The 25882-nt window shown below is 47.0% G+C and carries 20 protein-coding genes and 3 rRNA genes; 11 read left to right on the top strand and 12 right to left on the bottom strand.

Features of this window, described 5'->3' with window-relative positions:
• From PRUTH_RS00470 to ylqF, 4 genes are all read right to left on the bottom strand, one after another.
• Positions 1-666, bottom strand: a complete 666-nt coding sequence (locus PRUTH_RS00470; protein WP_045980292.1) for an SDR family oxidoreductase — start codon at positions 664-666, stop codon at positions 1-3.
• Between the two features lie 62 nt (positions 667-728).
• A complete protein-coding gene (locus PRUTH_RS00465; RefSeq protein WP_045980248.1) occupies positions 729-1508 on the bottom strand; it encodes a VOC family protein in 780 nt (259 codons plus the stop codon).
• 36 nt (positions 1509-1544) lie between these two features.
• Positions 1545-2009 carry a DUF2383 domain-containing protein gene (locus tag PRUTH_RS00460; protein WP_022946258.1) on the bottom strand — a complete coding sequence of 155 codons (465 nt, stop codon included), beginning with the start codon at positions 2007-2009 and terminating at the stop codon, positions 1545-1547.
• A gap of 432 nt (positions 2010-2441) precedes the next feature.
• Positions 2442-3386, bottom strand: coding sequence for a ribosome biogenesis GTPase YlqF (gene ylqF, locus PRUTH_RS00455; protein ID WP_022946257.1), 945 nt, complete (start codon positions 3384-3386; stop codon positions 2442-2444).
• Positions 3387-3492: 106 nt separating this feature from the next.
• Here ylqF and PRUTH_RS00450 point away from each other — a divergent pair, with 106 nt between their 5' ends.
• Both PRUTH_RS00450 and PRUTH_RS00445 read left to right on the top strand, forming a co-directional pair.
• Entirely contained in the window at positions 3493-4038 is a 546-nt protein-coding gene (locus PRUTH_RS00450; RefSeq protein ID WP_022946256.1) for a YaeQ family protein, read from the top strand.
• Between the two features lie 32 nt (positions 4039-4070).
• Positions 4071-4667, top strand: coding sequence for a PGAP1-like alpha/beta domain-containing protein (locus PRUTH_RS00445; RefSeq protein ID WP_045980247.1), 597 nt, complete (start codon positions 4071-4073; stop codon positions 4665-4667).
• Here PRUTH_RS00445 and PRUTH_RS00440 read toward each other — a convergent pair.
• Complete coding sequence (locus PRUTH_RS00440) at positions 4664-4861, bottom strand: hypothetical protein (RefSeq protein ID WP_045980246.1); 198 nt, start codon at positions 4859-4861, stop codon at positions 4664-4666. The genes PRUTH_RS00445 and PRUTH_RS00440 overlap by 4 nt on opposite strands.
• Positions 4862-5150: 289 nt before the next feature.
• Between PRUTH_RS00440 and PRUTH_RS00435 the strand changes: the two genes are divergently transcribed.
• The 4 genes from PRUTH_RS00435 to PRUTH_RS00420 all read left to right on the top strand — a co-directional run bounded on the left by PRUTH_RS00435 (position 5151) and on the right by PRUTH_RS00420 (position 8076).
• Positions 5151-5624 (top strand): Dps family protein, encoded by a 474-nt coding sequence (locus tag PRUTH_RS00435; RefSeq protein WP_022946252.1) that lies wholly within the window; start codon positions 5151-5153, stop codon positions 5622-5624.
• Between the two features lie 75 nt (positions 5625-5699).
• A complete protein-coding gene (locus PRUTH_RS00430; protein ID WP_130144982.1) occupies positions 5700-6062 on the top strand; it encodes a hypothetical protein in 363 nt (120 codons plus the stop codon).
• A gap of 10 nt (positions 6063-6072) precedes the next feature.
• On the top strand, positions 6073-7458 hold the full coding sequence (locus PRUTH_RS00425) for a class II fumarate hydratase (protein WP_022946250.1): 1386 nt from the start codon (positions 6073-6075) through the stop codon (positions 7456-7458).
• Between the two features lie 93 nt (positions 7459-7551).
• Positions 7552-8076: a hypothetical protein gene (locus tag PRUTH_RS00420; RefSeq protein WP_151172273.1), complete on the top strand. Its 525-nt coding sequence runs from the start codon at positions 7552-7554 to the stop codon at positions 8074-8076.
• A 688-nt stretch (positions 8077-8764) separates the two neighbouring features.
• Here PRUTH_RS00420 and rrf read toward each other — a convergent pair.
• From rrf to rhlB, 5 genes are all read right to left on the bottom strand, one after another.
• A 5S ribosomal RNA gene (gene rrf / locus PRUTH_RS00410) occupies positions 8765-8879 on the bottom strand.
• A gap of 115 nt (positions 8880-8994) precedes the next feature.
• Positions 8995-11879: ribosomal RNA gene (locus PRUTH_RS00405) — 23S ribosomal RNA — on the bottom strand.
• A gap of 261 nt (positions 11880-12140) precedes the next feature.
• A 16S ribosomal RNA gene (locus tag PRUTH_RS00400) occupies positions 12141-13675 on the bottom strand.
• The 16S, 23S and 5S rRNA genes sit together here, the layout of an rRNA operon.
• A gap of 553 nt (positions 13676-14228) precedes the next feature.
• Entirely contained in the window at positions 14229-15722 is a 1494-nt protein-coding gene (gene gppA, locus PRUTH_RS00395; RefSeq protein ID WP_045979503.1) for a guanosine-5'-triphosphate,3'-diphosphate diphosphatase, read from the bottom strand.
• A 55-nt stretch (positions 15723-15777) separates the two neighbouring features.
• Positions 15778-17049: an ATP-dependent RNA helicase RhlB gene (rhlB, locus tag PRUTH_RS00390; protein ID WP_022943567.1), complete on the bottom strand. Its 1272-nt coding sequence runs from the start codon at positions 17047-17049 to the stop codon at positions 15778-15780.
• A gap of 91 nt (positions 17050-17140) precedes the next feature.
• Between rhlB and trxA the strand changes: the two genes are divergently transcribed.
• The 3 genes from trxA to PRUTH_RS00375 all read left to right on the top strand — a co-directional run bounded on the left by trxA (position 17141) and on the right by PRUTH_RS00375 (position 20279).
• On the top strand, positions 17141-17467 hold the full coding sequence (trxA, locus tag PRUTH_RS00385; RefSeq protein WP_022943568.1) for a thioredoxin TrxA: 327 nt from the start codon (positions 17141-17143) through the stop codon (positions 17465-17467).
• Between the two features lie 173 nt (positions 17468-17640).
• Complete coding sequence (rho, locus tag PRUTH_RS00380) at positions 17641-18900, top strand: transcription termination factor Rho (RefSeq protein ID WP_022943569.1); 1260 nt, start codon at positions 17641-17643, stop codon at positions 18898-18900.
• Between the two features lie 116 nt (positions 18901-19016).
• A complete protein-coding gene (locus PRUTH_RS00375) occupies positions 19017-20279 on the top strand; it encodes a methyl-accepting chemotaxis protein (RefSeq protein WP_151172271.1) in 1263 nt (420 codons plus the stop codon).
• Here the strand turns inward: PRUTH_RS00375 and PRUTH_RS00370 are convergent.
• Positions 20271-22871, bottom strand: coding sequence for an ATP-binding protein (locus tag PRUTH_RS00370; protein WP_151172270.1), 2601 nt, complete (start codon positions 22869-22871; stop codon positions 20271-20273). The two genes, PRUTH_RS00375 and PRUTH_RS00370, sit on opposite strands and share 9 nt — an antisense overlap.
• Positions 22843-23058: a hypothetical protein gene (locus PRUTH_RS00365; protein ID WP_151172269.1), complete on the bottom strand. Its 216-nt coding sequence runs from the start codon at positions 23056-23058 to the stop codon at positions 22843-22845. The genes PRUTH_RS00370 and PRUTH_RS00365 overlap by 29 nt, the downstream gene beginning before the upstream one ends.
• A 72-nt stretch (positions 23059-23130) precedes the next feature.
• Here PRUTH_RS00365 and PRUTH_RS00360 point away from each other — a divergent pair, with 72 nt between their 5' ends.
• The gene (locus tag PRUTH_RS00360) at positions 23131-23730 is read left to right on the top strand and encodes a DNA-J related domain-containing protein (protein WP_151172268.1); all 600 of its coding nucleotides are present in this window, start codon (positions 23131-23133) and stop codon (positions 23728-23730) included.
• Positions 23731-23781: 51 nt separating this feature from the next.
• Complete coding sequence (locus PRUTH_RS00355) at positions 23782-25851, top strand: TonB-dependent siderophore receptor (RefSeq protein WP_151172267.1); 2070 nt, start codon at positions 23782-23784, stop codon at positions 25849-25851.
• Positions 25852-25882: the final 31 nt, after the last annotated feature.

Below are 25882 nucleotides of genomic sequence, written 5' to 3'. Positions count from 1 at the left end.
TTACCACGGTAAGGTTTCACCGTTAGCATGCCAAAAGCCGCCACTGTTATTTAAGTTTAGCTCGTCAATACGCTCACTGATCCGCTGTGCTGCAACATCTGGGCCTATATCGCCAGCGTAACCGACCATTTCGGTTTGCACGAATCCGGGGTGAATTAACCCCACCGCCACATCTTGTGCTTTAAGTTCATGGGCCAAGCTCACTGAGGCTGCATTTAACGCGGCCTTGGACATACGGTAGCCTATATAGCCTCCAGAACCATTGTCGGCAATAGAGCCCATACGTGAGGTGATCATCGCCACTTTCGCGCCTTTGCTAAAGTTATCACGTAATGCATGAGTCACACGCACAGGAGCCACTGCATTGACCGAGAGCTGTTCATTGATAGTGTCAAAGTTCATCTCTGCCAGGGTTTCGTTACGAAACACACCGGCATTATTAATCAATAAATCGATGTGCTCGTTTTTAAGCTCAGTGCGCAAGCGGGCCACATCGTCAGCGTGGCTTACATCAAACCCTGTGCGCACATCAACACCTAGTTCATCAAGCTCATCGCTGCTACGCCTAACCACGGCAATAACCTTAGCTCCAGCAGTTTTATAAATTTTCGCTAGCTGTAAACCGATGCCCCGATTGGCACCGGTGATCACCACATGTTGGCTCATAATCACTCATCCTCTTTTTAAGTTGATGAGTTTAGGGTGGGGGTGAATCAATAAAACCCAAGTTATTGATTAAGGTTTATGATTGAAAAGACTGCTCCTTGTGGATCTGTGAGGACGCAAAAACGGCCTACTTCAGGTACATCCATGGGCTGCACACAGACTTCGCCACCAAGTTTTTTAGCTTGCTCTGCTTGTGCATCACAATCGTTGACACTGAAGTAGATCATCCAATGTGGCGGAATATCATCAGGCCACTGCTCATCCATGGCCACCATACCACCGACCATAGTGTCACCCGCTTTGAACAGGGTGTAATCCATCCCTTCCATGGCTTTTAGTTCGGCGCGCCAGCCCAATAACTCACTGTAAAAATTAGTACTAGATTCAATATCGCGGGTCGCTAACTCAAACCAGCACGGCGTATCAACCTCATTTTGCACACTGGCCCCTTTGTGCCCCTGACCCTGCCATAGCGCTACCATGGCGCCCACAGGGTCGCACAACAACACCATGCGACCTGCCTCGGGCACATCATGTGGACCGTGTACTATGGTTGCCCCCAGCGACTTTGCCTTGTCTGCCATCGCGTCTACATCATCAACGGCAATATAGCTCAACCAATAACTGGGAACACCCTGAGCATGTTGATCGGCGGGCATTTGATACATCGCAGCCACATCCCCTTGTGGCTTTTTTAGCATGGTATAGTAAAGCCCATTGCCGATAGGCTGGTCCTCAGCCGACCAAGTAAACAAATCACTATAAAATGTTTTCCCACCTTGCCAGTCGGATGAACACAATTCGGTCCAGCAAAAGTGTCCCTGGGGGTAATTCTCGCTCATAAATTACATCCTTTTGTTGTTTTCATTAACCATAGACTACGCATTCAGAAAACGCTTGAGGTACTGCTCATGAGTTTCCAATTGGGCAATCACGGTCTCAACCTCTTGGGCTCCCTGACTATCATTCATCACCTGCGCGGCATTACGACATTGCACTAAGGTTTTGTGTTGCTGTGAATTCAACTCTTCAAGGAAAGCTTGCACACTGTCGCCCACTACGGACTCAAGCTTTGCCTGCCACTCCTTCAAATCTCCTAATAAACTGGTGTCGACTTCGTCGAGTTGCTGCTGTTGCCCTACCGCTTTTGCTAACTCGGTTTGCAAATAACGCTTATGATCATGTAAGACTTTCATGCGTGCTTGCAAAGATTCGTCTTCAGCGTGTTTTTGCACATCTTGAATTAGGACTCGCTCATTTTCTAAAGACTCAATTAATTGATCAATAATTTCAATATCTTGCTCTTGTTCACTGGATACAGAGGTAGGAATTTTTAAACCCATAACATGGCTCCTTCTATCGTTACTGTCCTTAATGCTTACTCAAGAACCATTCCAACAAAAAAGAAGAAAAATAAATTTAAATAATTTCAGTTGGTTATAGAAAAACACAGATATTAATGAGAATTATTTGCAAAAAGCGTTGACACAAAGGCAAATCTTATTGATAATCAATATCAACAAAACGGGAACGCATTCGAAAGCAGTGATGTCATTAAACGTTTTGTTGCGGACAACTTTGTTTCTCGACCCTGAAACACGTGTTGCGCACGTAATGCGCTTTGGTTGGTGGCTGCACTCCTCAACGCCCCTTGAACTGTTAGGCCGCCAACCACCCTACTATTTTACTTGCTACATTGCTCATATCGGTGACGGTAGATATGAAAACAAAAAAGCCCGGAAGGGCTTTTTTTATGTCTAAAATTTGTCGTGATATCAGCGACGGTTTTTCCGTGCTCTTGCACGTCGTTGCCGCTTTTCTTCTTCCTTAGCGGCCTTTTTAGCCTCTGCTGCCGCGCGCAATTCTGCAACCATCTGTTCCTCTCGCTCACGCATCTGCGGAGTTTCCATGGTAATACGCCCAATCACCGCATCACGTAACTCGTTAATGAGAATTTCAGCGAACTTATGAAGATCAACCTGATTACCACCACGCAGACAGCCGCGATTTTTGCCCGCTGCAAGCATAAAGTCATAGTCATGTTCTGGCAGTGGTGACACTTTATAGCGTTGGCTCAATAATGCCGGATACGCTTGCAGTAAATACTCACAGGTGTAGCTGGCAACCTCTTCATAATCAATAGCGGTATCACGAATAGCGCCGGTTGCCGCTAAACGATAGCCGGAGTTCTCGTTTTCAACCTTAGGCCATAACATCCCAGGGGTGTCGTAAAGCATGATCCCTTCGTCTATTTTTATCCGCTGTTGCGCTTTGGTGACCGCAGGTTCATTGCCGGTTTTAGCAACGATGCGCCCCGCAAGCGTATTGATAAGCGTTGACTTACCAACGTTAGGGATCCCCATAATCATGGCTTTAATCTGTTTATCGGCACCTACTTTGTGCGGCACAAGCTTTTTACACAGTTCAATGACTTTGCCAGTATGGCCCGCTTTATCGTTCGCGAGCGGCATGGCTTTGACACCATTTTCACGCTCAAGGTAGTCCATCCATTGGGTGGTCATCTGCGGGTCGGCTAAGTCAGCCTTATTTAGGATCTTAATGACTGGCTTATCACCGCGCAACGCGCCAACCATAGGGTTCTCACTGCTGTAGGGAATGCGCGCGTCCAATACCTCAATGATGACATCCATTTGTGGCATGATCTCTTTAATTTCGTTACGCGCTTTATTCATATGGCCTGGGAACCACTGGATTGCCATGTTTTCTCTCCCCTAAGTGATGAATAATTATTTTACCTTCGAGACACGCCAAGATCACCCGTTAATGTGTATACTGCCCGCTTTTCTTCTCTCTTATGGAACAGGCATGGCCCTAAAAGCAACGATCATCAAGGCACGGTTGAACATTAGTGATTTAAACCGCCATCATTATCAGCAATACTCTTTTACCCTCGCGCAGCACCCATCAGAAACCGACCAACGGATGATGATCAGAGTGCTTGCCTTTGCCTTAAATGCTAATGATAATTTAGTTTTCACCAAAGGCTTATGTGCCGATGATGAGCCCGAGCTGTGGTGGATAAACGACGATGACAGTATTCACTTATGGGTAGAACTTGGTCTCGCTGATGACAAGCGCCTAAAAAAGGCCTGTAGCCGAGCACAGCAAGTATTACTTTATGCCTATGGTGAAGGAAGCCAGCAAGCTTGGTGGCAAAAACACCAAGCGAAACTCGCTGGGTTTGATAACCTGCGTATCGTCAGCCTTGCTTATGAAGATACGCAGAAGCTAGCAGCAATGGCCTCCAGAAGCTTAGATTTAACGATTACCATCGAAGATAATGAAGTGTGGGTGAGTGATAGCGAGACCAGCTTACAAATCCCCTTGACCTTGTTGCAAGGACAAGGCTAAATACTAGCGCCATTGTTATCAACGGAGTCACTATGATCACTAAGGTAGTTGTATTACACGGATTGTATATGTCTGGCTTCGTAATGCGCCCTCTTTGCGCACGTCTTAAAAAGCAGGGGTATGGCATTTTAAATGTGTCATACAACACCCTGAACCCAGATACCGATAAAATCTTTGCGCAAATTAATGACTTCATTGCCGATGACCAGTGCGCTTTTGTTTGTCATTCCTTGGGCGGCCTTATTGCTCGGCAATACCTCAGTCAGGCGTTTCCACAGACGGACCAGGTAAAAAAGGTCTTTACCCTTGGCACCCCACACAAAGGGGCACAAATAGCCCGCCATATGCAGGACCGGGGCATGCAAGCACTGTTGAAGAATAGCCTTGAGTACCTCGTGAGTGAAAGCCAAGATTGGCCCTTCTCAGCCCAACTGTACAGTATCGCCGGAGACTTGCCCTTTGGCTTACTGCCATTATTTGAGCAGGGCAAGCCGTCAGATGGTACGGTCATGGTTGATGAAACCCGCGTCTCAGGTATGGCGCAGCATAAAGTTTTTCACCTTAGCCACACCAGCCTCATTTACTCGCGTAAGGTGGTCGATTATATCTTGGCGCAGCTAAAGACTTAATCCTCAGCAGCCGCTGCGATTTTATACGCAATTACCGCAATAACACCGACTACCAATGGGATTGGCGCAGCAATAATGCCAAACGCATCAGAGTTGGCATAACTGGCTCCAGCTAAATGACCAACAAGACCGATTACAAAGGTTAGTACGGCGATAATACATACTGTGATTTCTGCTTTTTTTGCTTTTGTCATTGCCCTATCTCCTCATCGTTGATGGTTTCAGTATGGCCTGCACAAGGAAAGTAACCTTGCGCTAAATCAAGTTTTCACTGGGCAATAAATCATCAGTATCGAGTTGTTGCGTTAGATCAAAAATTCATCTCCTCGGCCTTGTTTTTGGCATACATCATGCCCAAGTATGATTATAGGGTCGGTGTTGTTATCGCTAAAAGTGATGTCAGGCATCGAATTTATCTGCTTGTTATCAGGTGCCTTTAGGCCATACTGATTATCAGCAAACAACCATGCACAGGAGACAGCTATGTCGCAAATCAATGCCATTGGATTAGATAGTGAAGAAACTCAAAACGTAATTGAATCACTCAATCGGCTATTAAGTTGCTATCAAATTCAGTATATGAATGCCCGTGGCTTCCATTGGAACATCAAAGGTCGTGATTTCTTCGAGCTGCACGTGAAGTTTGAGGAAATTTATAATTTGCTGTTGGAAAAAGTAGATGAAATAGCTGAGCGTATTCTTACCTTGGGTGGTGAGCCCCTACACGCATTTTCGGACTTTATAGAATTAAGCCAAATTAACGAAGTGAAAAATGTCAGCGACGGCGGCCAAGCCGTACAATCACTCGTCGATGGCTACTCAACACTAATAAAAATGCAGCGTAAGGTGCTCAGTGATGCCGGCGATAACCAAGACGAAGGCACAGCCGCGTTAATGAGCGATTACATTAAAGAACAAGAGAAGCTTGTTTGGATGTTAAAAGCCTATTTGGATTAATCACAAAATCACTTGCATCTTCCCTTTCTAGCTGTAATGATAATTATTATCAATTCAGCTAGAGGGATTTGCACCGTGCCACAGATTTCGCTTGAATTTCTTGGGGCTCAACTGCGCCGTCTATCGCGGTGTCAGCGAGGCCAAGCACCCAACTTAGTTGCACAGTTTATTGAAACGGGTTTGCATTGGGCTCGCTACTATGGAGCTCGACAGATGTATTTATTACAAGAGCTTTATTTACGTCGCACGTTTTACCAATTGGTTAATATCATCTGTGACCCTTTGTTGGAACAGCAAGTAAGAAAACAAAGCCTTTGTCAGCTGCATAAACCACAGCTTGCCCTTCAGCGTTTTTATCGCCAGCAACAGGGTATGCATAAGTACAGAGCACTCAGCCAAGAAGCTCGCGTTCTCTGTCATGAGTTCAACCCCTATTAAGGAGCACTTTATGAGCACAGAGTACCGACATGAAAAGGACAGCATGGGTGAGCTACAGGTCCCAGCAGATGCCTTATATCAAGCACAAACCCAACGCGCTGTGAACAACTTTCACATCAGTGCCATGCGTATGCCAGCACGCTTTATTCAGGCATTGGCACAGATAAAACGCGCAGCCGCCACCGTTAATACCGAGCTAGGGCATCTTGATGCCAATGTAGGTGGTGCAATAGATAACGCCTGTCGCGAAATTATTGCTGGTGAGCACCTTGAGCACTTCCCTGTGGATGTATTTCAAACTGGTTCAGGGACCAGTACCAATATGAATGCTAATGAGGTCATTGCTACGCGTGCAAGTCAGTTGCTGGGTGATAATGTACACCCCAATGATCATGTAAATATGGGGCAAAGCTCCAATGATGTGATCCCAACAGCAATTCACGTAAGTAGTGCGCTGGCGATAGAGAAAGAGCTGATCCCAGCACTGGATCACCTTATTAGTGTGATAGAAGCTAAGATTGAACAAGTGGGCAGCCATGTTAAAACCGGCCGCACACATTTAATGGATGCCATGCCTGTTACCTTCGCTCAAAGCATGTCGGCTTGGCGCGAACAAGTCGTTAAGGCGAAACAACAAATCAGCGCTAGCGCTGAGCACTTACATCAACTTGCCCAAGGCGGTACTGCTGTAGGCACAGGTATAAATGCTGATCCTGAATTTTCGGCGCGTTTCGCTAAACAGCTCGCTGCCCAAACCGATAGTCACTTCCAAGGGGCAGAAAACCTGTTCTACCACATCGCAACTCAAGATTCGGTGGTTGCGGTATCCGGGCAACTAAAGACTGCTGCGGTCGCGTTTATGAAAATCGCTAACGACCTACGTTGGATGAATTCTGGACCTTTAGGTGGGATTGGTGAAATAGAGCTCGAAGCACTGCAACCTGGTTCATCCATTATGCCTGGCAAAGTGAACCCGGTGATCCCTGAGGCCACAGCCATGGTTTCGGCGCAGGTCATCGGTAATGACAGTACTATTACCGTAGCGGGTCAGGCTGGTAACTTTGAACTAAATGTAATGTTGCCCGTTATCGCCTATAACGTATTGCAGAGTATCGAGTTACTGACCAATACCAGCTATGCTTTGGCCGATAAGGCAATTGCCAGCTTCGTCGTCAGAGAAGATAACTTACAGCGTTCTTTAGCAAAGAACCCCATTCTGGTAACGGCGCTTAACCCCATTATTGGATATGAGAAAGCGGCCGCTATTGCCAAGCAAGCTTACAAAGAGAATAAAGCTATTCTCGATGTAGCTGCAGCACAAACCGACATTCCTTATAAAGAGCTAGAGAAGTTACTCGATCCTAAAGGGCTTACCCTAGGAGGCATTCAAAAATAGATGGCCTGAGCTAGGTGACCATAACATCTGCATTTGCGCATTAGCACAATGTTTGTATTATGGTCACTATACTCATCAACAATTATAAATATTATGCGCCACTTAATTATCCCCCTTGCACTGCTCTCCCTCACTGCATGTCAAAATAATGAGCTACAAAATACCACCGGTGAAGTAGAGACAGCCGCAGAGCGAGCTAGCTCTGAGTCAACAACAGATAACCTAGGAAAAGATAAGCGAATCGACGGCGAACAACTTAGCCAACCGATTAACGAAGAGCGCGCTATTAGTGCCACTGAGCAATCCATCAAAGCTGATTATCAACGTTTAGAAGCACTGACGCAGGACAAATCTTGTGACAGCGCCAGCCAATGTAAAGTGGTTGCTGTGGGTAGCCGTGCTTGCGGCGGCCCAAGCCAATATCTTGTATATTCAAGTAAATCAGCAGATCCGCAGCAAGTGTCTGCGTTAGCAAACAGTTTGGCTGCTCAGGAAAGCCAACTAAATGCTGAAAAAGGCATGATGAGTATCTGTCAGCACCTTACGCGACCCGCAACACAATGCAAATCAAAGCAGTGCGTCGCAGTACAGAGCAATGTCAATCAAGAAACGTATTAATAACCGAAGGCGCTCAACACCAGCGACAATACCGTAACGGCGGCAATAGAAACCAAAGCCCGAATAATAAATTTGGGCTTTATCTCATTCTTATACCAATGAAAGTAAAGGAATTTGACGAAATACGTTGCAGCTACACCAAACAGCGCAAAGATCAATAAGTAAGCAAGTAACGGAAGGGTCAAAAGTCAGCCCTAATAAATTCAAAATCTGTTCTCTAGCCTAACAATTCCACTCGAAAAAGACCAAAAATATATCGCCATTTAGCACCCCCCAATCATGTTTTTAAATGCCTAATATTGTAGATCATGGGTTACCCAGCCTAGACTGCTGTGTTGTAGGTCAAGGTTTATCCTGACTAGATGTTGCAAGGCTAAAAGCCTTGCCTACAGATATGGTGATGAATGTTTAGCTGTGTTGTGGGTCAGGGTTTACCCTGACTGGGGTGATGCAAGGCTAAAGCCTTGCCTACAGGTGTGGGTTTTTTCTGGTGTTCCGCTCTGTTGTAGGTCGGGATTTATCCTGACTAGGGTGGTGCAAGGCTGAAGGTCTAGCCTACAGGTGTGGTAAAGGGTGATGCTCTGTTGTAGGTCAGGGTTTACCCTGACTAGCTGATGCAAGCCTGAAGCCTGGCCTACAGGCATAAAAAAACCCGCTGCACTGGTGCAACGGGTCTCTCTAATTAGGAGCCTGGTGATGACCTACTTTCACATGGGCGAACCCACACTATCATCGGCGCAGTTCCGTTTCACTTCTGAGTTCGGCATGGGGTCAGGTGGGTCCAGAACGCTATTATCACCAAGCATAAACTTGGCCTAACACGGCGTGTTAGTCATTTGGAAAGCTGTATAAGTAACTCTACTTTAGTCTCTTAACTTCTGTGCTTAAACAGTCACATACAAACCACTTTGGCGTTGTATGGTTAAGCCTCACGGGTAATTAGTACAGGTTAGCTTAACGCCTTGCAGCGCTTCCACATCCTGCCTATCAACGTTGTCGTCTTCAACGGCCCTTTAGTGGAGTCAAACTCCAAGTGAGAACTCATCTCGAGGCTCGCTTCCCGCTTAGATGCTTTCAGCGGTTATCGATTCCGAACGTAGCTACCGGGCAATGCCTTTGGCAAAACAACCCGAACACCAGCGGTTCGTCCACTCCGGTCCTCTCGTACTAGGAGCAGCCCCTCTCAATTCTCAAACGCCCACGGCAGATAGGGACCGAACTGTCTCACGACGTTCTAAACCCAGCTCGCGTACCACTTTAAATGGCGAACAGCCATACCCTTGGGACCGACTTCAGCCCCAGGATGTGATGAGCCGACATCGAGGTGCCAAACACCGCCGTCGATATGAACTCTTGGGCGGTATCAGCCTGTTATCCCCGGAGTACCTTTTATCCGTTGAGCGATGGCCCTTCCATTCAGAACCACCGGATCACTATGACCTACTTTCGTACCTGCTCGACGTGTCTGTCTCGCAGTTAAGCTGGCTTCTACCATTACACTAACCGTACGATGTCCGACCGTACTTAGCCAACCTTCGTGCTCCTCCGTTACTCTTTGGGAGGAGACCGCCCCAGTCAAACTACCCACCAGGCACTGTCCGCAACCCCGATTCAGGGGCCAACGTTAGAACATCAAACATACAAGGGTGGTATTTCAAGGATGGCTCCATGATTACTGGCGTAACCACTTCAAAGCCTCCCACCTATCCTACACATGTAGGCTCAATGTTCAGTGCCAAGCTGTAGTAAAGGTTCACGGGGTCTTTCCGTCTAGCCGCGGGTACACAGCATCTTCACTGCGATTTCAATTTCACTGAGTCTCGGGTGGAGACAGCGTGGCCATGGTTACACCATTCGTGCAGGTCGGAACTTACCCGACAAGGAATTTCGCTACCTTAGGACCGTTATAGTTACGGCCGCCGTTTACCGGGGCTTCGATCAAGAGCTTCGACAAAGTCTAACCCCATCAATTAACCTTCCGGCACCGGGCAGGTGTCACACCGTATACGTCATCTCACGATTTAGCACAGTGCTGTGTTTTTAATAAACAGTCCCAGCCACCTGGTCACTGCGACCCACTTCAGCTCCAGACGCAGGTCCTTCACCTAATGTGGGCGTACCTTCTCCCGAAGTTACGGTACTATTTTGCCTAGTTCCTTCACCCGAGTTCTCTCAAGCGCCTTAGTATTCTCTACCTGACCACCTGTGTCGGTTTAGGGTACGATTCGATATAGACTGAAGCTTAGAGGCTTTTCCTGGAAGTATGGCACCAACAGCTTCCACTCCGTAGAGTGTCGTCTCGACTCTCAGCCTTAAAGAATCCCGGATTTACCTAAGATTCAAGCCTACTGCCTTTCACACGGACAACCAACGCCGTGCCTGCCTAGCCTTCTCCGTCCCCCCATCGCATCTATACCAAGTACGGGAATATTAACCCGTTTCCCATCGACTACGCCTTTCGGCCTCGCCTTAGGGGTCGACTCACCCTACCCTGATTAACATGGGATAGGAACCCTTGGTCTTCCGGCGTGCGGGTTTTTCACCCGCATTATCGTTACTCATGTCAGCATTCGCACTTGTGATATGTCCAGCATGCCTCCCGGCACACCTTCAGCCACTTACACAACGCTCCCCTACCCCGCAACATAAAGTTGCAGCCGCAGCTTCGGTGGTATGTTTAGCCCCGTTACATCTTCCGCGCAGGCCGACTCGACTAGTGAGCTATTACGCTTTCTTTAAAGGGTGGCTGCTTCTAAGCCAACCTCCTAGCTGTTTTAGCCTTCCCACATCGTTTCCCACTTAACATACACTTTGGGACCTTAGCTGGCGGTCTGGGTTGTTTCCCTCTCCACGATGGACGTTAGCACCCACCGTGTGTCTCCCGGATAGTACTCATTGGTATTCGGAGTTTGCATGGGGTTGGTAAGTCGGGATGACCCCCTAGCCCAAACAGTGCTCTACCCCCAATGGTATTCGTCCGAGGCTCTACCTAAATAGATTTCGGGGAGAACCAGCTATCTCCCGGTTTGATTAGCCTTTCACTCCAAGCCACAGGTCATCCCCTAACTTTTCAACGTTAGTGGGTTCGGTCCTCCAATTGATGTTACTCAATCTTCAACCTGCCCATGGCTAGATCACCGGGTTTCGGGTCTATACCTTGCAACTCAACGCGCAGTTAACGCTCGCTTTCACTACGGCTACCCTATTCGGTTAACCTCGCTACAAAATATAAGTCGCTGACCCATTATACAAAAGGTACGCAGTCACCCTCGAAGGGCTCCTACTGCTTGTACGTACACGGTTTCAGGTTCTATTTCACTCCCCTCACAGGGGTTCTTTTCGCCTTTCCCTCACGGTACTGGTTCACTATCGGTCAGTTGGGAGTATTTAGCCTTGGAGGATGGTCCCCCCATATTCAGTCAAAGTTTCACGTGCTCCGACCTACTCGATTTCACTTATTAGACGTTGTCGTGTACGGGACTATCACCCTGTATCGTGGCACTTTCCAGAGCCTTCCACTAACATCAAATAAGCTTAAGGGCTGCTCCGATTTCGCTCGCCGCTACTTTCGGAATCTCGGTTGATTTCTTTTCCTACGGGTACTTAGATGTTTCAGTTCTCCGCGTTCGCCTCTTACACCTATGTATTCAGTGCAAGATACCTGCAAGCAGGTGGGTTTCCCCATTCGGAAATCCTGGCCTCAAGCGCTTTTTACTAGCTTGACCAGGCTTATCGCAAGTTAATACGTCCTTCATCGCCTCCAACTGCCAAGGCATCCACCGTGTACGCTTAGTCACTTAACCATACAACCCAAAGTAGTTTGAGTTGTTTGGTGTGACTGTTTAACTTCGCCAGAAGTTATAGAATACTAAAGTAGACGCACAATTAATCTGTCGATTAACTGGCATTTTCTTTACTTATTGAGAACTCTAAATCACTTAACGTGATTCAAAGTTTTTATCAGCTTTCCAAATTGTTAAAGAGCAAAATATTACCTACCCGCTTTAGCAAGTAAGTAACAATCATCTGTGTGGACACTGCGAACAAATCAGTTCTAAATCGTATAAGGAGGTGATCCAGCCCCAGGTTCCCCTAGGGCTACCTTGTTACGACTTCACCCCAGTCATGAATCACTCCGTGGTGATCGCCCTCCCGAAGGTTAGGCTAACCACTTCTGGAGCAACCCACTCCCATGGTGTGACGGGCGGTGTGTACAAGGCCCGGGAACGTATTCACCGCGACATTCTGATTCGCGATTACTAGCGATTCCGACTTCATGGAGTCGAGTTGCAGACTCCAATCCGGACTACGACGCACTTTAAGTGATTCGCTCACCCTCGCAGGCTCGCAGCACTCTGTATGCGCCATTGTAGCACGTGTGTAGCCCTACACGTAAGGGCCATGATGACTTGACGTCGTCCCCACCTTCCTCCGGTTTATCACCGGCAGTCTCCTTAGAGTTCCCGACCGAATCGCTGGCAACTAAGTATAGGGGTTGCGCTCGTTGCGGGACTTAACCCAACATCTCACAACACGAGCTGACGACAGCCATGCAGCACCTGTCTCAGAGTTCCCGAAGGCACCAATCTATCTCTAGAAAGTTCTCTGGATGTCAAGTGTAGGTAAGGTTCTTCGCGTTGCATCGAATTAAACCACATGCTCCACCGCTTGTGCGGGCCCCCGTCAATTCATTTGAGTTTTAACCTTGCGGCCGTACTCCCCAGGCGGTCTACTTAATGCGTTTGCTTTGGAAAACAGCTCCGAAAAGCCGAGCTCCTAGTAGACATCGTTTACGGCGTGGACTACCAGGGTATCTAATCCTGTTTGCTCCCCACGCTTTCGTACATGAGCGTCAGTGTTGACCCAGGTGGCTGCCTTCGCCATCGGTATTCCTTCAGATCTCTACGCATTTCACCGCTACACCTGAAATTCTACCACCCTCTATCACACTCTAGCCTGCCAGTTCGAAATGCAGTTCCCAGGTTAAGCCCGGGGCTTTCACATCTCGCTTAACAAACCGCCTGCGTACGCTTTACGCCCAGTAATTCCGATTAACGCTCGCACCCTCCGTATTACCGCGGCTGCTGGCACGGAGTTAGCCGGTGCTTCTTCTGCAAGTAACGTCACAGATGTAAGGTATTAACTTACATCCTTTCCTCCTTGCTGAAAGTGCTTTACAACCCGAAGGCCTTCTTCACACACGCGGCATGGCTGCATCAGGCTTGCGCCCATTGTGCAATATTCCCCACTGCTGCCTCCCGTAGGAGTCTGGGCCGTGTCTCAGTCCCAGTGTGGCTGATCATCCTCTCAAACCAGCTAGGGATCGTCGCCTTGGTGAGCCATTACCTCACCAACTAGCTAATCCCACTTGGGCCAATCTAAAGGCGAGAGCCGAAGCCCCCTTTGCTCCGTAGAGATTATGCGGTATTAGCCGTCGTTTCCAACGGTTGTCCCCCACCTCAAGGCATGTTCCCAAGCATTACTCACCCGTCCGCCGCTCGACGCCAGAGGTGCAAGCACCTCTTCGTTTCCGCTCGACTTGCATGTGTTAGGCCTGCCGCCAGCGTTCAATCTGAGCCATGATCAAACTCTTCAATTAAAAGTTTTTTGAATCCTAAGATTCAGCTCAATGAATACTGATTTTGATATCTGTCGATATCGAATTGACTGTGCTGCAATAAATTAAATTTATTGCCGTTGGTCACTCAGCTCAATTGAGACTCTAAATTTGTTTGCGTCATCTAGCGAACTAGAATCGGCTGTTAGAACTCAATCTGTACGAGTGCCCACACAGATGATTGCTTCATATTTTTAAAGAACAGGTCCGGTCACCCGGTTTCGAGTTGCTTTCGCGTCTCGAGGGCTGTGCATTCTACTCAACCCTGTTTTATTGTCAACACTTTATTTTAAGAAGTTTGCATTTTTCAATGCGCTTTTTAAAACTCAGTTTTACTTGACTCACCCAACTCGTTGAAGTGCTTGTTTGTAAGCAGTCCGCCGTGTCGGTGGATGCGCATTATAGGGAGATTCGATTTCCACGCAACCCCTTTTTTAAAGAAAACTGCAAAAAATGGATCGTTTGCTTTTAATTTAGGCATTACGGCTTAAATTAATACAAAAAGCCGCTGTTCGGCGGCTTTATTGTGGGACTTTTATTGTTGGATGGTTAACTTCCAACCAGCATTACGTTGGTAGAGTGTCTCTTGGTTAAGTTCGCTTAGCATAAGCGGGTGTTGCTTTAACCATTGCGAGTCTATAGATAAGATGAGTGCCTCACCTTGAGCATTAATGGCTAGTTGCGGTAGTACATCATCTTTACGGCGCATAGAGAGAATAACAGCTAAACGCAAAACTCTAACCAAACATATCGCTAGTTGTTGGTGCGCACCAAGGGACTCAAACTGGTTTGCACTCAAGTCCCCCTTGTGGCTTTGCACTAACTTAGTCACTAATAAGTGCTGTTGACGAGTGAACCCTGGCATATCGGTATTTTTAAGAATATAAGCGCCGTGTTTTGGATATTGCTTATATTCAATTAATAAACCCACTTCATGGAGTTTTGCAGCGCTATGCAGTAAAGCGTGATCAGTCTCATTCAAATGCCAATCACTGGCCAGTTGTGTGGCGAGCAATTTGGCGATACAGGCTACGCGCTCACCCTGGCTATGATCTACATGGTAACGGGTAACAAAGCTGTCGATAGTACGTTGTCTAATATCTTTACGCTGTAGTTCGGGGATCATGCTATAGAGCACCCCTTCGCGAAGCGCACCACCGGCCAAGCCCATCGCTTCAATTTCTAACACTTCAAAGATAGCAATCAGGATTGCTAATCCAGAGACAAAGACCAAACGACGTTCTTCGCTTAAGCCAGGAAGTTGAAGGCTATCAATATTGCTATATTGTACCGTTAGCTGTCGAATATCATGGAGCTTATCCAAGGTCAGTGTTTCGTCCTGACGCTGTGCGACCATAATTTCTTGAATTGCTTGTACGGTGCCCGATGCACCAGCGGCATAGTCCCATCCGGTGTGTTTATACTTAGCGGCGATCGGCTCGACAATATTTTTCGCCGCAGCAATAGCAGCATTATAGTTTTCTTGGCTTAAAGCGCCGTCTTTGAAATAAGCTTCTAGATAGGTAACACATCCCATATTGAGGCTTTGATAATGTATAGGGTGGGACCCTTCACCGATCACCACCTCGGTGCTCGCGCCACCAATATCAATAACCAGTTGCTTGCCACTGCATGAAGAAGTGTGTGCAACGCCTTGATAAATGGTTTTAGCTTCCTCTTCACCACTAATAACATTCACCGGGTGACCGAGAATCTCTTGCGCACGGTTCTTAAACTCTTCGGCGTTAGTGGCTAAGCGCAGCGTTGCCGTGGCAACAATGCACACCTGATGGGCAGGAATATCCTGCAAGCGTTCAGCAAATAAGGCTAAGCACTCCCAACCGCGCTCCATCGCCTCTTGGCTCAGGCACATTTGCGCGTCTAACCCTGCAGCAAGACGTACTTTACGTTTAACCCGACCAATTGTTTGCAAAGAGCCAGCAACGGTCTTAGCTATCAGCATGTGAAAACTGTTTGAGCCAAGATCGATTACCGCATATAAATCATCTTGGAGGGAAGGTTTCACCACTTGTTATTACCTCAAAAAAAGCTTGGCATAGGCCAAGCTTGGGGATCATTTACTTCTAACGCGGCTGACGACGCCGATTTTGCCCTTGGCCTTGGCCTCGACCGCCATTACGAGAACGTCCTTGCGGCCCTCGGCGTTTAATCATTTTTGGTGCTTTGATGTCATCCAACAATGCACTCTTGTCATAATGGGATAATGGGATGCTGTGTTCTATATACTCTTCTATCTCTTGAAGGTTATATGCATACTGCTCACAGGCAAAGCTAATAGCGTGTCCTGAAGCACCAGCGCGCCCAGTTCGACCGATGCGATGCACATAGTCTTCGCAGTCATCCGGTAGGTCATAGTTAAATACATGACTTACTTCTGGGATATGCAATCCGCGAGCGGCGACATCCGTAGCTACCAGAAAGTCTAAATCACCTTTAGTGAATTGCGCCAGGATAGACTGACGTTTTTTCTGATTGACATCGCCTGTTAATAGCCCGACTCTGTGGTCGTCAGCTTTAAGCCATGCATATACCGTTTCGCAACTGTGTTTAGTATTAGCAAAGACAATCGCTTTATCTGGCCATTCTTCTTCAATTAAGGTTAGCAGCAGCTTCATCTTGTCTTCTTGTGAAGGATGGAACAGCTCCTCTTGAATACGCTTACCCGTTTTCACATCCGGCTCAATTTGCACATGCTCTGGATTTGTCATGTGTTCAAACGCAAGCTCTTGGACACGATAAGACAGTGTCGCGGAGAATAATAAGTTCAGTCGCTCACTTGCTTCTGGCATCCGCCTAAACATATAACGGATGTCTTTAATAAAACCAAGGTCAAACATACGGTCGGCTTCATCAAGGACGACCACCTCAATATCATTGAGGGTGTAACAACCTTGCTTATAAAGGTCGATCAATCGTCCCGTGGTGCCAATTAAGATATCAACACCTTTTTCCAGCTGTGCCCGTTGTTTTTCATAATCCTCGCCACCATATAATAAACCTAGTTTAAGGTTGCAGTGTGGCGCCAAGATTTCTGCGTCTTTGTGGATCTGAATCGCGAGCTCCCGAGTGGGAGCCATGATCAGGGCTCTTGGTTGCTGACCCGATGGCTTTTGACTACGCAATAAGTAATGGCAAGTGGCTGTAAGAAACGCCAAAGTCTTGCCGGTGCCCGTTTGTGCCTGACCAGCAATATCTTGGCCAGCCATAATGTATGGCATACACTTTGCCTGAATTGGCGTGCAGTATTCAAAGCCACTTGCTTGCAATCCGGCAACCACTTCCGGTGCTAAAGCAAAGTCTGCAAATTTTTTATCGGTTAAATGTGTCTTATTCATAGCGATAAAGCATAACGCTTAAACTTGCAATAAGAAACAAGAGTGTTTAAATACGCACTAAATAAATTCGCCAAAATTAACGGAGAACGTGATGAGCGATAAAATTATCCAATTAACTGACGACAGCTTTGACGCTGACGTATTGCAATCAGACAAGCCTGTACTAGTCGACTTTTGGGCTGAATGGTGCGGACCTTGTAAAATGATTGCGCCAATCCTTGACGAAGTAGCTGGCGAATTTGACGGCCGTGTAAGCATTGGCAAACTCAACATCGACCAAAACGCAGGCACTCCGCCTAAGTTTGGTATTCGTGGTATTCCAACTTTATTGCTATTTAAAGATGGCCAAGTTGCAGCAACGAAAGTAGGTGCATTATCTAAAGCTCAGCTAGTTGAGTTCTTAGAGAACAACCTGTAATCACGCCGTTAAAAAAGGGCTTTGGCCCTTTTTTACTCTACAATTGTGTTTAAACACTGGACGATGCGCTTTCGAGCTACTAGTTTATAACCCCAACAATCCTAAGTTTATCCAAAAACCTCACTCGGGATACTTCCATTTCGAGACGATAAATAGTTAAAGAACCCACCAATATGCATTTACGCGAACTGAAAGACAAGTCTATCAAAGAACTTGTAAAACTAGCCGAGTCTATGGGCTTAGAAAACGTAGCCCGCCTTAGAAAACAAGATATTATCTTCTCAATCTTAAAAGCGCACGCCAAAAGCGGTGAAAACATTTATGGCGGCGGTGTCTTGGAGATTTTGCAAGACGGCTTTGGCTTTTTACGTAGCTCTGAAGCCTCGTACCTAGCCGGCCCTGATGATATTTACGTCTCGCCAAGCCAAATTCGTCGTTTCAGTTTGCGTACTGGCGATACGATTGCGGGACTGATTCGTCCACCTAAGGATGGCGAACGCTACTTCGCACTATTAAAAGTGAACGAAGTTAACTTCGATAAACCTGAAAACTCCCGTACTAAAATCCTCTTCGAAAACCTTACTCCACTGCACGCAAACGAACGTTTACGCATGGAACGTGGTAATGGTAGTACTGAAGACATCACCGCACGGGTACTGGATTTAGCCTCACCAATTGGTAAGGGTCAGCGAGCCCTGATTGTTGCTCCGCCAAAAGCGGGTAAAACCATGTTGCTGCAAAACATTGCCCAGTCTATCAGCTACAATCAGCCTGATTGTGAGTTGATGGTTTTGCTGATTGACGAGCGCCCGGAAGAAGTAACAGAAATGCAGCGCTTGGTGAAAGGTGAAGTAGTAGCGTCAACATTTGATGAACCTGCCAGCCGTCACGTACAAGTAGCCGAAATGGTGATTGAGAAAGCCAAACGTCTGGTTGAGCACAAAAAAGACGTGGTTATTCTTTTAGACTCCATTACCCGTTTAGCCCGCGCCTATAACACCGTAATCCCATCATCAGGTAAAGTACTGACCGGTGGTGTTGATGCGAATGCGCTACATAAACCAAAACGCTTCTTCGGTGCAGCGCGTAATGTTGAAGAAGGGGGTAGCTTGACCATCATCGCTACAGCTCTAATTGATACCGGCTCAAAAATGGATGAAGTCATCTACGAAGAGTTTAAGGGTACAGGTAACATGGAACTGCACCTTAACCGTAAGATTGCAGAGAAACGCGTATTCCCAGCAATTGACTTCAACCGCTCAGGTACACGCCGCGAAGAATTACTCACCAAGGCAGATGAGCTTCAGAAGATGTGGATTTTACGTAAGATTGTCCATGACATGTCGGAAATCGATGCCATGGAATTCCTCATCGATAAGCTTGCCATGTGTAAAACCAACGATGAATTCTTTGATTCGATGAAGCGCAAGTAATAACTGCTTTAGCTTACTCCTAGGCCGTGACTGTTTTGCAGTCGCGGCCTTTTTATTTTGCGCCTAGACGAGATTAGTCTATATCTTAGATAGGGCAAAATATAATCAGTAAGCTAATGAATCTTAGAAATTTTTACCTTCTCTTTGTGGCGGTATTAACACTCACGCAAGTGATAGTGGCCTACCAGTTCACATCATCGTGGTGGCACACCGCACTTATTTTATTGCCCACTGTGGTTATCCTCGCCTTATTTATCTACGTTTTGAAGCAAGGCTCTGTACAAGACCATGAGCTGACCGCTGATCTAGCACAGCACTTGGTAGATGGAGAAAAAGTGAACGTCAGTTTTCGCTTTGATGACAGCAAACACGCTCCCCAATCTTACCTGGTATTCAATAGCTGCTTAGCCACTATTGAGCACTTAATCATGGAGATTCATGCCAGCTCTGCACGCCTCCTTCCGATGGCTGATGAACTTACCGATACCTATTCCTCAGTCACTCAAAAAGCGATGATGCAAAGTACCCATGGTAACGACATGGTAAACTCATTTAATGACATGCTGCACATTACGACCCAACTCGGCGATGGCATTGACAATATTTGTGGCTCGTTGGAGCTGGCAACAAACTCAGTAAAGCAAACCAAAATCGATGCTGATAAAAGCCAGCGCAGTATGCAAACGCTGTCATCACAGATAGCACAAACCAACGATGAATTAGCGCAGTTGCAACAAGACAGCGAAAAAATTAGTTCGGTGATTGATGTTATCAATGCCATTGCTGAACAAACCAATCTACTGGCATTAAACGCCGCGATTGAAGCGGCGCGCGCGGGGGAAATGGGCCGTGGCTTTGCTGTGGTCGCTGACGAAGTTCGCCACCTCGCCGCACGCACGACCAAATCCACTAATGAAGTGCGGGAAATGGTGCAACATATTCAGCAAGGGACGCAGCGGGTCACCGAGTTGATGCAACAAAGCATCTCGCTGACACAGGAAACCGTTGAATTATCCGCGCAAGCGACTAACGAGGTCGACCAAATAGAGCATTCCATGCTCGACATTAGCGCCCATTCAGAACAAATTCGCAGTCAACTGCAGCAACAGCATACGTTGTCGGATAGAGCGCAAAGCTGCGTCGATGCCATGCAAGAGCTCAACTCAGACGCGCTGTCTAGCTCGCGGATACAATCAGTGTCATCACAAGACTTACTCAATCTCGCACAGTGTATAGAGCAGAAGATAAGCTTATTTATTACCAGTGAAGAACATTATGATACCCGCAAACGTAATGATCCCAGCCGAAAACACATAGATGCGCTGCCGCAAAAGACAAGCCATAGTGAGGATCTTACGGGTGATATTGATTTATTTTAGTTCCAGATTTGCCAAGTCTTCGATTAATACGCCGACTTGCTCTTTATCCTGATACTTTGCCGCAAGTTCAATATCGCATACCAACTCCGCAATGGTTTGGCTGGCAAACATCTGCGCAGCCCCTGCTAAGCGGTGGGCGACGGCCTTAATTTCATCGAGGTCATTACGAGCGTGTGCGCTAACCAAGCTTTCGATCTCTCTTGGCAAGGTGTGCATAAAGCTTTCGTGCAAGTCGCTCATATCCACACTCTGAGCCGCACGAGCGTCTATTTCAACATTTAAAAAGTGCTCTAGGGTGCGGCAAAACTCTTCTTTTTCGATAGGTTTCGCCAAGTGATTAGTGAACCCAGCAGCTTTGTACCGTTCAATATCATGGGTCATGGCGTTCGCCGTTAAAGCGATGATCGGTTGCGTATAGCCACATTGGCGCAACAAATTAAGAGCCTCAAGACCATCCATTTTTGGCATTTGGATATCCATCAACACTAAATCAGGGCAGTGCTGCAAAGTAAGCTCTACAGCTTGTTCACCATTAGCAGCGCTGTGCACTTTAATACCTAAGTTGGTAAGTAGACGCTCAATTAGTCTACGGTTATCCTCGTGATCCTCGGCCAGTACCACCTCACCGGAAAAGCTCAGGGCCCGTGCTGCCTGAATCGTGTCGTTGCTGCGCTCGTCCATTTCCATACAACGACAAGGGATATAGAAGCTAAATGTACTGCCCTGCCCCAAAACACTGGAGACGCTTATATCTCCGCCCATAATCTGCGCTAGTTGCTGCGATAGGCTAAGACCGAGGCCTGTGCCGCCAAAGCGCCGGCTGATGGAGTTATCACCTTGGCTAAAGTTCGCAAAAATGGCATCAAGCTTATCTTCAGCAATACCAATCCCGGTGTCTTTTACACGAAAGCACACACCTTGCTCATCAGCAGTAATAGCAAGTTCAACCTCACCTTGCTCAGTGAACTTCACCGCATTAGAGCATAAGTTCACCAGCACCTGTTTTACTCGAATGTAGTCAAATTCCGCGCCGAAGCTTGCTGGCAACTTATTATTAATACGAAAAAGAATGCCTTTTTGTGATGCGCTTGGCTGGAACATGGCATTTATATCCGCAAGCAAGGAACAAATACTCACTGTTGAAATAACCAACTCCAGCTTGTTGGCCTCGATTTTACTCAAATCGAGTACATCGTTAATCAGCTCTCCAAGATGTTGGCTATTGTTGTAGATAACTCGTAGCTCCTTGGCTACTTGCTCGGCGGGCACATCGCCTTCGATGATTGCTTGCGCTTGACCCATAATTGAGGTCAGGGGGGTGCGTATTTCATGGCTGATATTGGCCAAGAATTGGCTTTTTATTTCGTTTGCCGCACTGAGCTGATCGGCCAACTCCTCCAGCTCTTTGGTGCGTTGCTTTACTTTATCCTCTAGCATTGCCGTTGCTTTGCGCTCGGCAGAGCGCCGGAATAACAGCACTATACTGATAAAAGCCAATATCAGTATACCTGCAGCTAGAAATGTCATTTGACGACGCTGCTGCGCTTCGAGTTTATCTAACTGTTGCTGTTGCTTGAGCGAGTCAACCTGTTGTTGTAGTTCAGTGGCATTGTACTTAGCTTGGAAATCATTCAAAGAGCTGGCTATTTTGTTGCTTAGCATCTCTTGCTGCTGGCGCTCATAGCGCTCGTATAGCAATGCGCTTTTGACATGATCACCCTGCGCCGCAGTCACGAGTAATTCAATTAAGGAAATCGCAGGAGAGGCTTTGTCATCGGTCACCTGCTCGCGCATGGTGTATACCTCTCGCAGTGCTTGCTGTGCCTGTTTATATTGACCTTTAGCGAACAGCAACTTGGCTTCAATTTCTTTAATATTGCTGTTGTAATGCAAATTATCCATTACCTCAGCCTGCGCTTGGGCGTCACGCATTTGCGTATAAGCGGCATCAAAACGCCCTTGCACAAAGTTTAATTCAGCTAAGCGAATAAGATTGACAATATGGTTTGGGCGGTCGCCATTTTCTTGGTACTTCACCAGAGCCTTTTGGTAGTAAATTTCTGCTTGTTCGAAATCCATACGTGATTGGTAAATAGAGCCTAAGTTAGTCTCCATTTGCGCTTGCCCTATGGTATCCCCCAAACGCTCAAAGCTATCACCTATTTGCTCATAAATATCAAATGCAGCTTCGAAGCGGTACCAGTCCATATAAGCAACAGCGATATTGTGCATGATATTAACTTGGTCATACTCGTCGCCATATTCATCGTAAAGCTCTTTTGCCTTTGAATAGGAGGCGATGGCCGCTTCGATTTGGTCTGCGCCAGAATAAGCCAGGCCAATATTATTATATAAATGCGCCGCAATAATGGGTTTGTCGATTTGCTCGATGATCTCGATGGCGCGAAGATAATCTTCGATAGCGGTTAAATCTTGACCCCGGTAGTAGTGGCTAACGCCTTGCATCTGTGCATATCGCGAATGCTCAATTACCGTGCCGTGTTTTGCAGCTAGTTGCTCCGCGCGTAAATAGTAGCGAGCCGCCTTTTCGTAGTTACTGTCTTCAAAAAAACTGTTTGGCGATAAAGGCATTGACCGCTAATTGTTGAGGTTCAGAAAGAGGTTGAGCGAGTTTGCTGATGGCGTAATCGCGTTGTAATTGCTGAGGTTGGGAGCGAATATCGTCAATCAGCGCATCACCATAGCTCAGGCTAGTAAAAAGTGAGCATACAAGTAACTGGATACACACCAGTAACCGAGGGAGCTTCCTTTGCGACATATTCCATTTCACTGTATTTTAAACCCTGTACACCCTACGCTGGGCAATCTCAATTACGTTAACGGTTTTATTATGGACGACTCACATTACAACCCACTCATAGAGCCTATTTTAGCGCTCTTAACGGACGGTCAAAGTTGGAAAGTCCATACCCTGGCTAGCCAATTAAGAGCACACGGTCACCTTGGCCGCCTTGATGAAGACTCCATGGCCGATTTAGCTAAACGCAACTTCATCATTATGAATGCACTGTTTCAGCTGCAAGATGAATTGCTCAAAAGCGACTGCTATTTGTCCATATCTAGTTTACATATTCAGCTCGTTTACGGCCACCCAAAACAACGACCTAGCAGCAACGATTCATTGCGAGAATATTACCTCAATTGGCAGAATTACGCCTTATCTCGCGAGCAAGTTATAGACTTGTTAGACCAGTTTTGGCAAGCCTTGCCCATTAACACTTTAGACGATACGACCCTAGCACGTATTAACAAACGTTGGAAATTGTCACAGCCGATTCAAATGCAGGCACTAAAAAAGCGATGGCGCACGCTTGCGCTTGCGTACCACCCGGATAAAAACACCCACAGTAACGCAGACTTTCAACAAATTCATAATGAATACCAACAGTTACTTCAATATGTACGAGTAAAAAACAACAATTGCAATTGATAATTACTTTCATTAATATGCGCAACGTTGTTTTTTATCTAGGTAATTATTATGAACCGCCACGCGCTCACCTTAGCAATCGCAGCTGCCTTCCCTACCGCGACTCTCGCAACTGAAAACATGGAAAAGATCGAAGTCGTCGGCTCTTATTTTAACGACTATAAAGTGGATAGCGCTTCAGGCGCCTTACGCACAAATACTTCACTGCTAGAGACGGCTCAGTCTGTGACTGTTATTCCTGACACTGTCGTTAATGAGCAACTGGCCACCACACTCGGCGAAGTACTGAGTAATGACGCCAGCCTTACATCGGGCTCGAAACAGCGTAACCGAGAAACATTCAACATGCGTGGGTTTGGCTTAAGTTCATCGACTGGCTACTTACGCGATGGCCACCAGCATTGGTCTCATTACCAACAACCGATTGAAATCCTTGAGCGTGTTGAGGTTATCAAAGGCCCTTCGAGTATCCTCTATGGTCAGTCTGGTCCGGGCGGGTTGGTCAATATGGTGACTAAAAAGCCCACCGCCAATCAATTTATTAACCTTGCGGCAGATATCGATCAACACGGCTCCACTCGCTTTATGCTTGATGCAAGCTCTGCACTAACCGAAGATGAGCGCCTGCGCGGACGCGGCGTTTTAGTCAAGCAAGATGTTAACTTCTGGCGCGAATACCCCAACGGCGAAGAACGCGAACGAGACCGCTTTTTGGGCGCTGTGGTATTAGATTATGACCTCACGGACGACACCTTAATACGCGTACATTACGACCGCACCGATGATAAAACAGGATTAGACACTGGGGCTTGGCTAAACAACGATGGCGAGCTTATCGGTGACGATAAAACGATTTACGATTTTTCTTGGGCTTTCACTGATATTACTGTGGAAAATATCGGTCTTGATGTACGCCATTTCATTAACAACCAGTGGCAAGTGAAAGTAGGCTACAACGAGCAAACGTTCGAGCGCCAACGTTTTGAGTCAGCACCGCGCAAACCGAGCGACTATCAAGTCGGTGATAGCTACACCTCGCGCCCCTATGATCGCTTTGATGATTGGCAATTTACTACCGCCTACATCGACTTTGTTGGCGAATTTAAGCTGGCCAATATGCAACACCAACTACTGATTGGTGCCAATAGTCTAGATTACTATTATGGACAGCTTCGCACCCGCGCAGATGCAGTGGATTACACGCTCGCGCAGCAACAGCCAAGCCGCCCCAATGTAAGCTATCAAAGCGATGATAGCTTATACACCGCAGAATATGACTACTACGGTATCTATATTCAGGATTTGATCACTGTGAACCCACAGTGGCAAGTCTCTATTGGTGGACGCTATGATAAGCAAAATAAAACCGGTGCCGACAATGAATCTGTACTTCCTAAACTAGGCGTACTTTACCACCCACTGGATACCGCCACGATTTACCTCAGCTACTCAGAAGGCTTCGAGCCGCAGGGCGCCGATAAGCTCAATAATGAAACCGACAAGAATCATAATATGAAACTTGACGCTGTGACTTCTGAGCAAATAGAGCTCGGTGCTAAGTGGCAGTTGTTCGATGACCGTTTACTACTAAGCGGCTCACTGTTTGATATCAGTAAAGACGGCACCTTAGTCACTGAGCTCGTTGAACACCCCGATTATGATTCAATCACTACACAGGTTGGCGAGCAGCGTCATAAGGGCCTAGAGCTCGCCGCACAGGGCGCGGTCACCGATCGTTTTTTCGTCATGGCGTCCACTATGTATCTAAATGCTCAATACGAACGTGACGAGAATTATGAGGGCAACCGCCCTGCGGATGCACCCAAGTGGTCGGCTTCACTGTGGTCACGCTATGAGCTTAACGATGCCCTGGCCTTTAATGCTGGCGTTTTTTACACCGGAAAACGCTTTGCCGACAGTGCCAATACCGTTGAGAAAGATGCGTATACGCGCGTCGATGTCGGTGCTACCTACGCGCTTAAGCTTGCCGGTAATGACATTGACTTAAGACTCAATATTGAGAACCTATTTGATACTGACTACCTTGCCGGCGGTGGCGTCAGTAATGTCACTGTTGGCGAAGGCACGAACTTCCGCCTCGCTGTCCAGTTCAGCTTCTAACCATAAAGAGGTCGCCTCTTGGCGGCCTCCC

This window comes from Pseudoalteromonas ruthenica, assembly GCF_008808095.1.
Classification (GTDB): domain Bacteria; phylum Pseudomonadota; class Gammaproteobacteria; order Enterobacterales; family Alteromonadaceae; genus Pseudoalteromonas; species Pseudoalteromonas ruthenica.
Note: the sequence above shows the minus strand (reverse complement) of the source record. Positions and strands in the feature narration are given on the sequence as shown.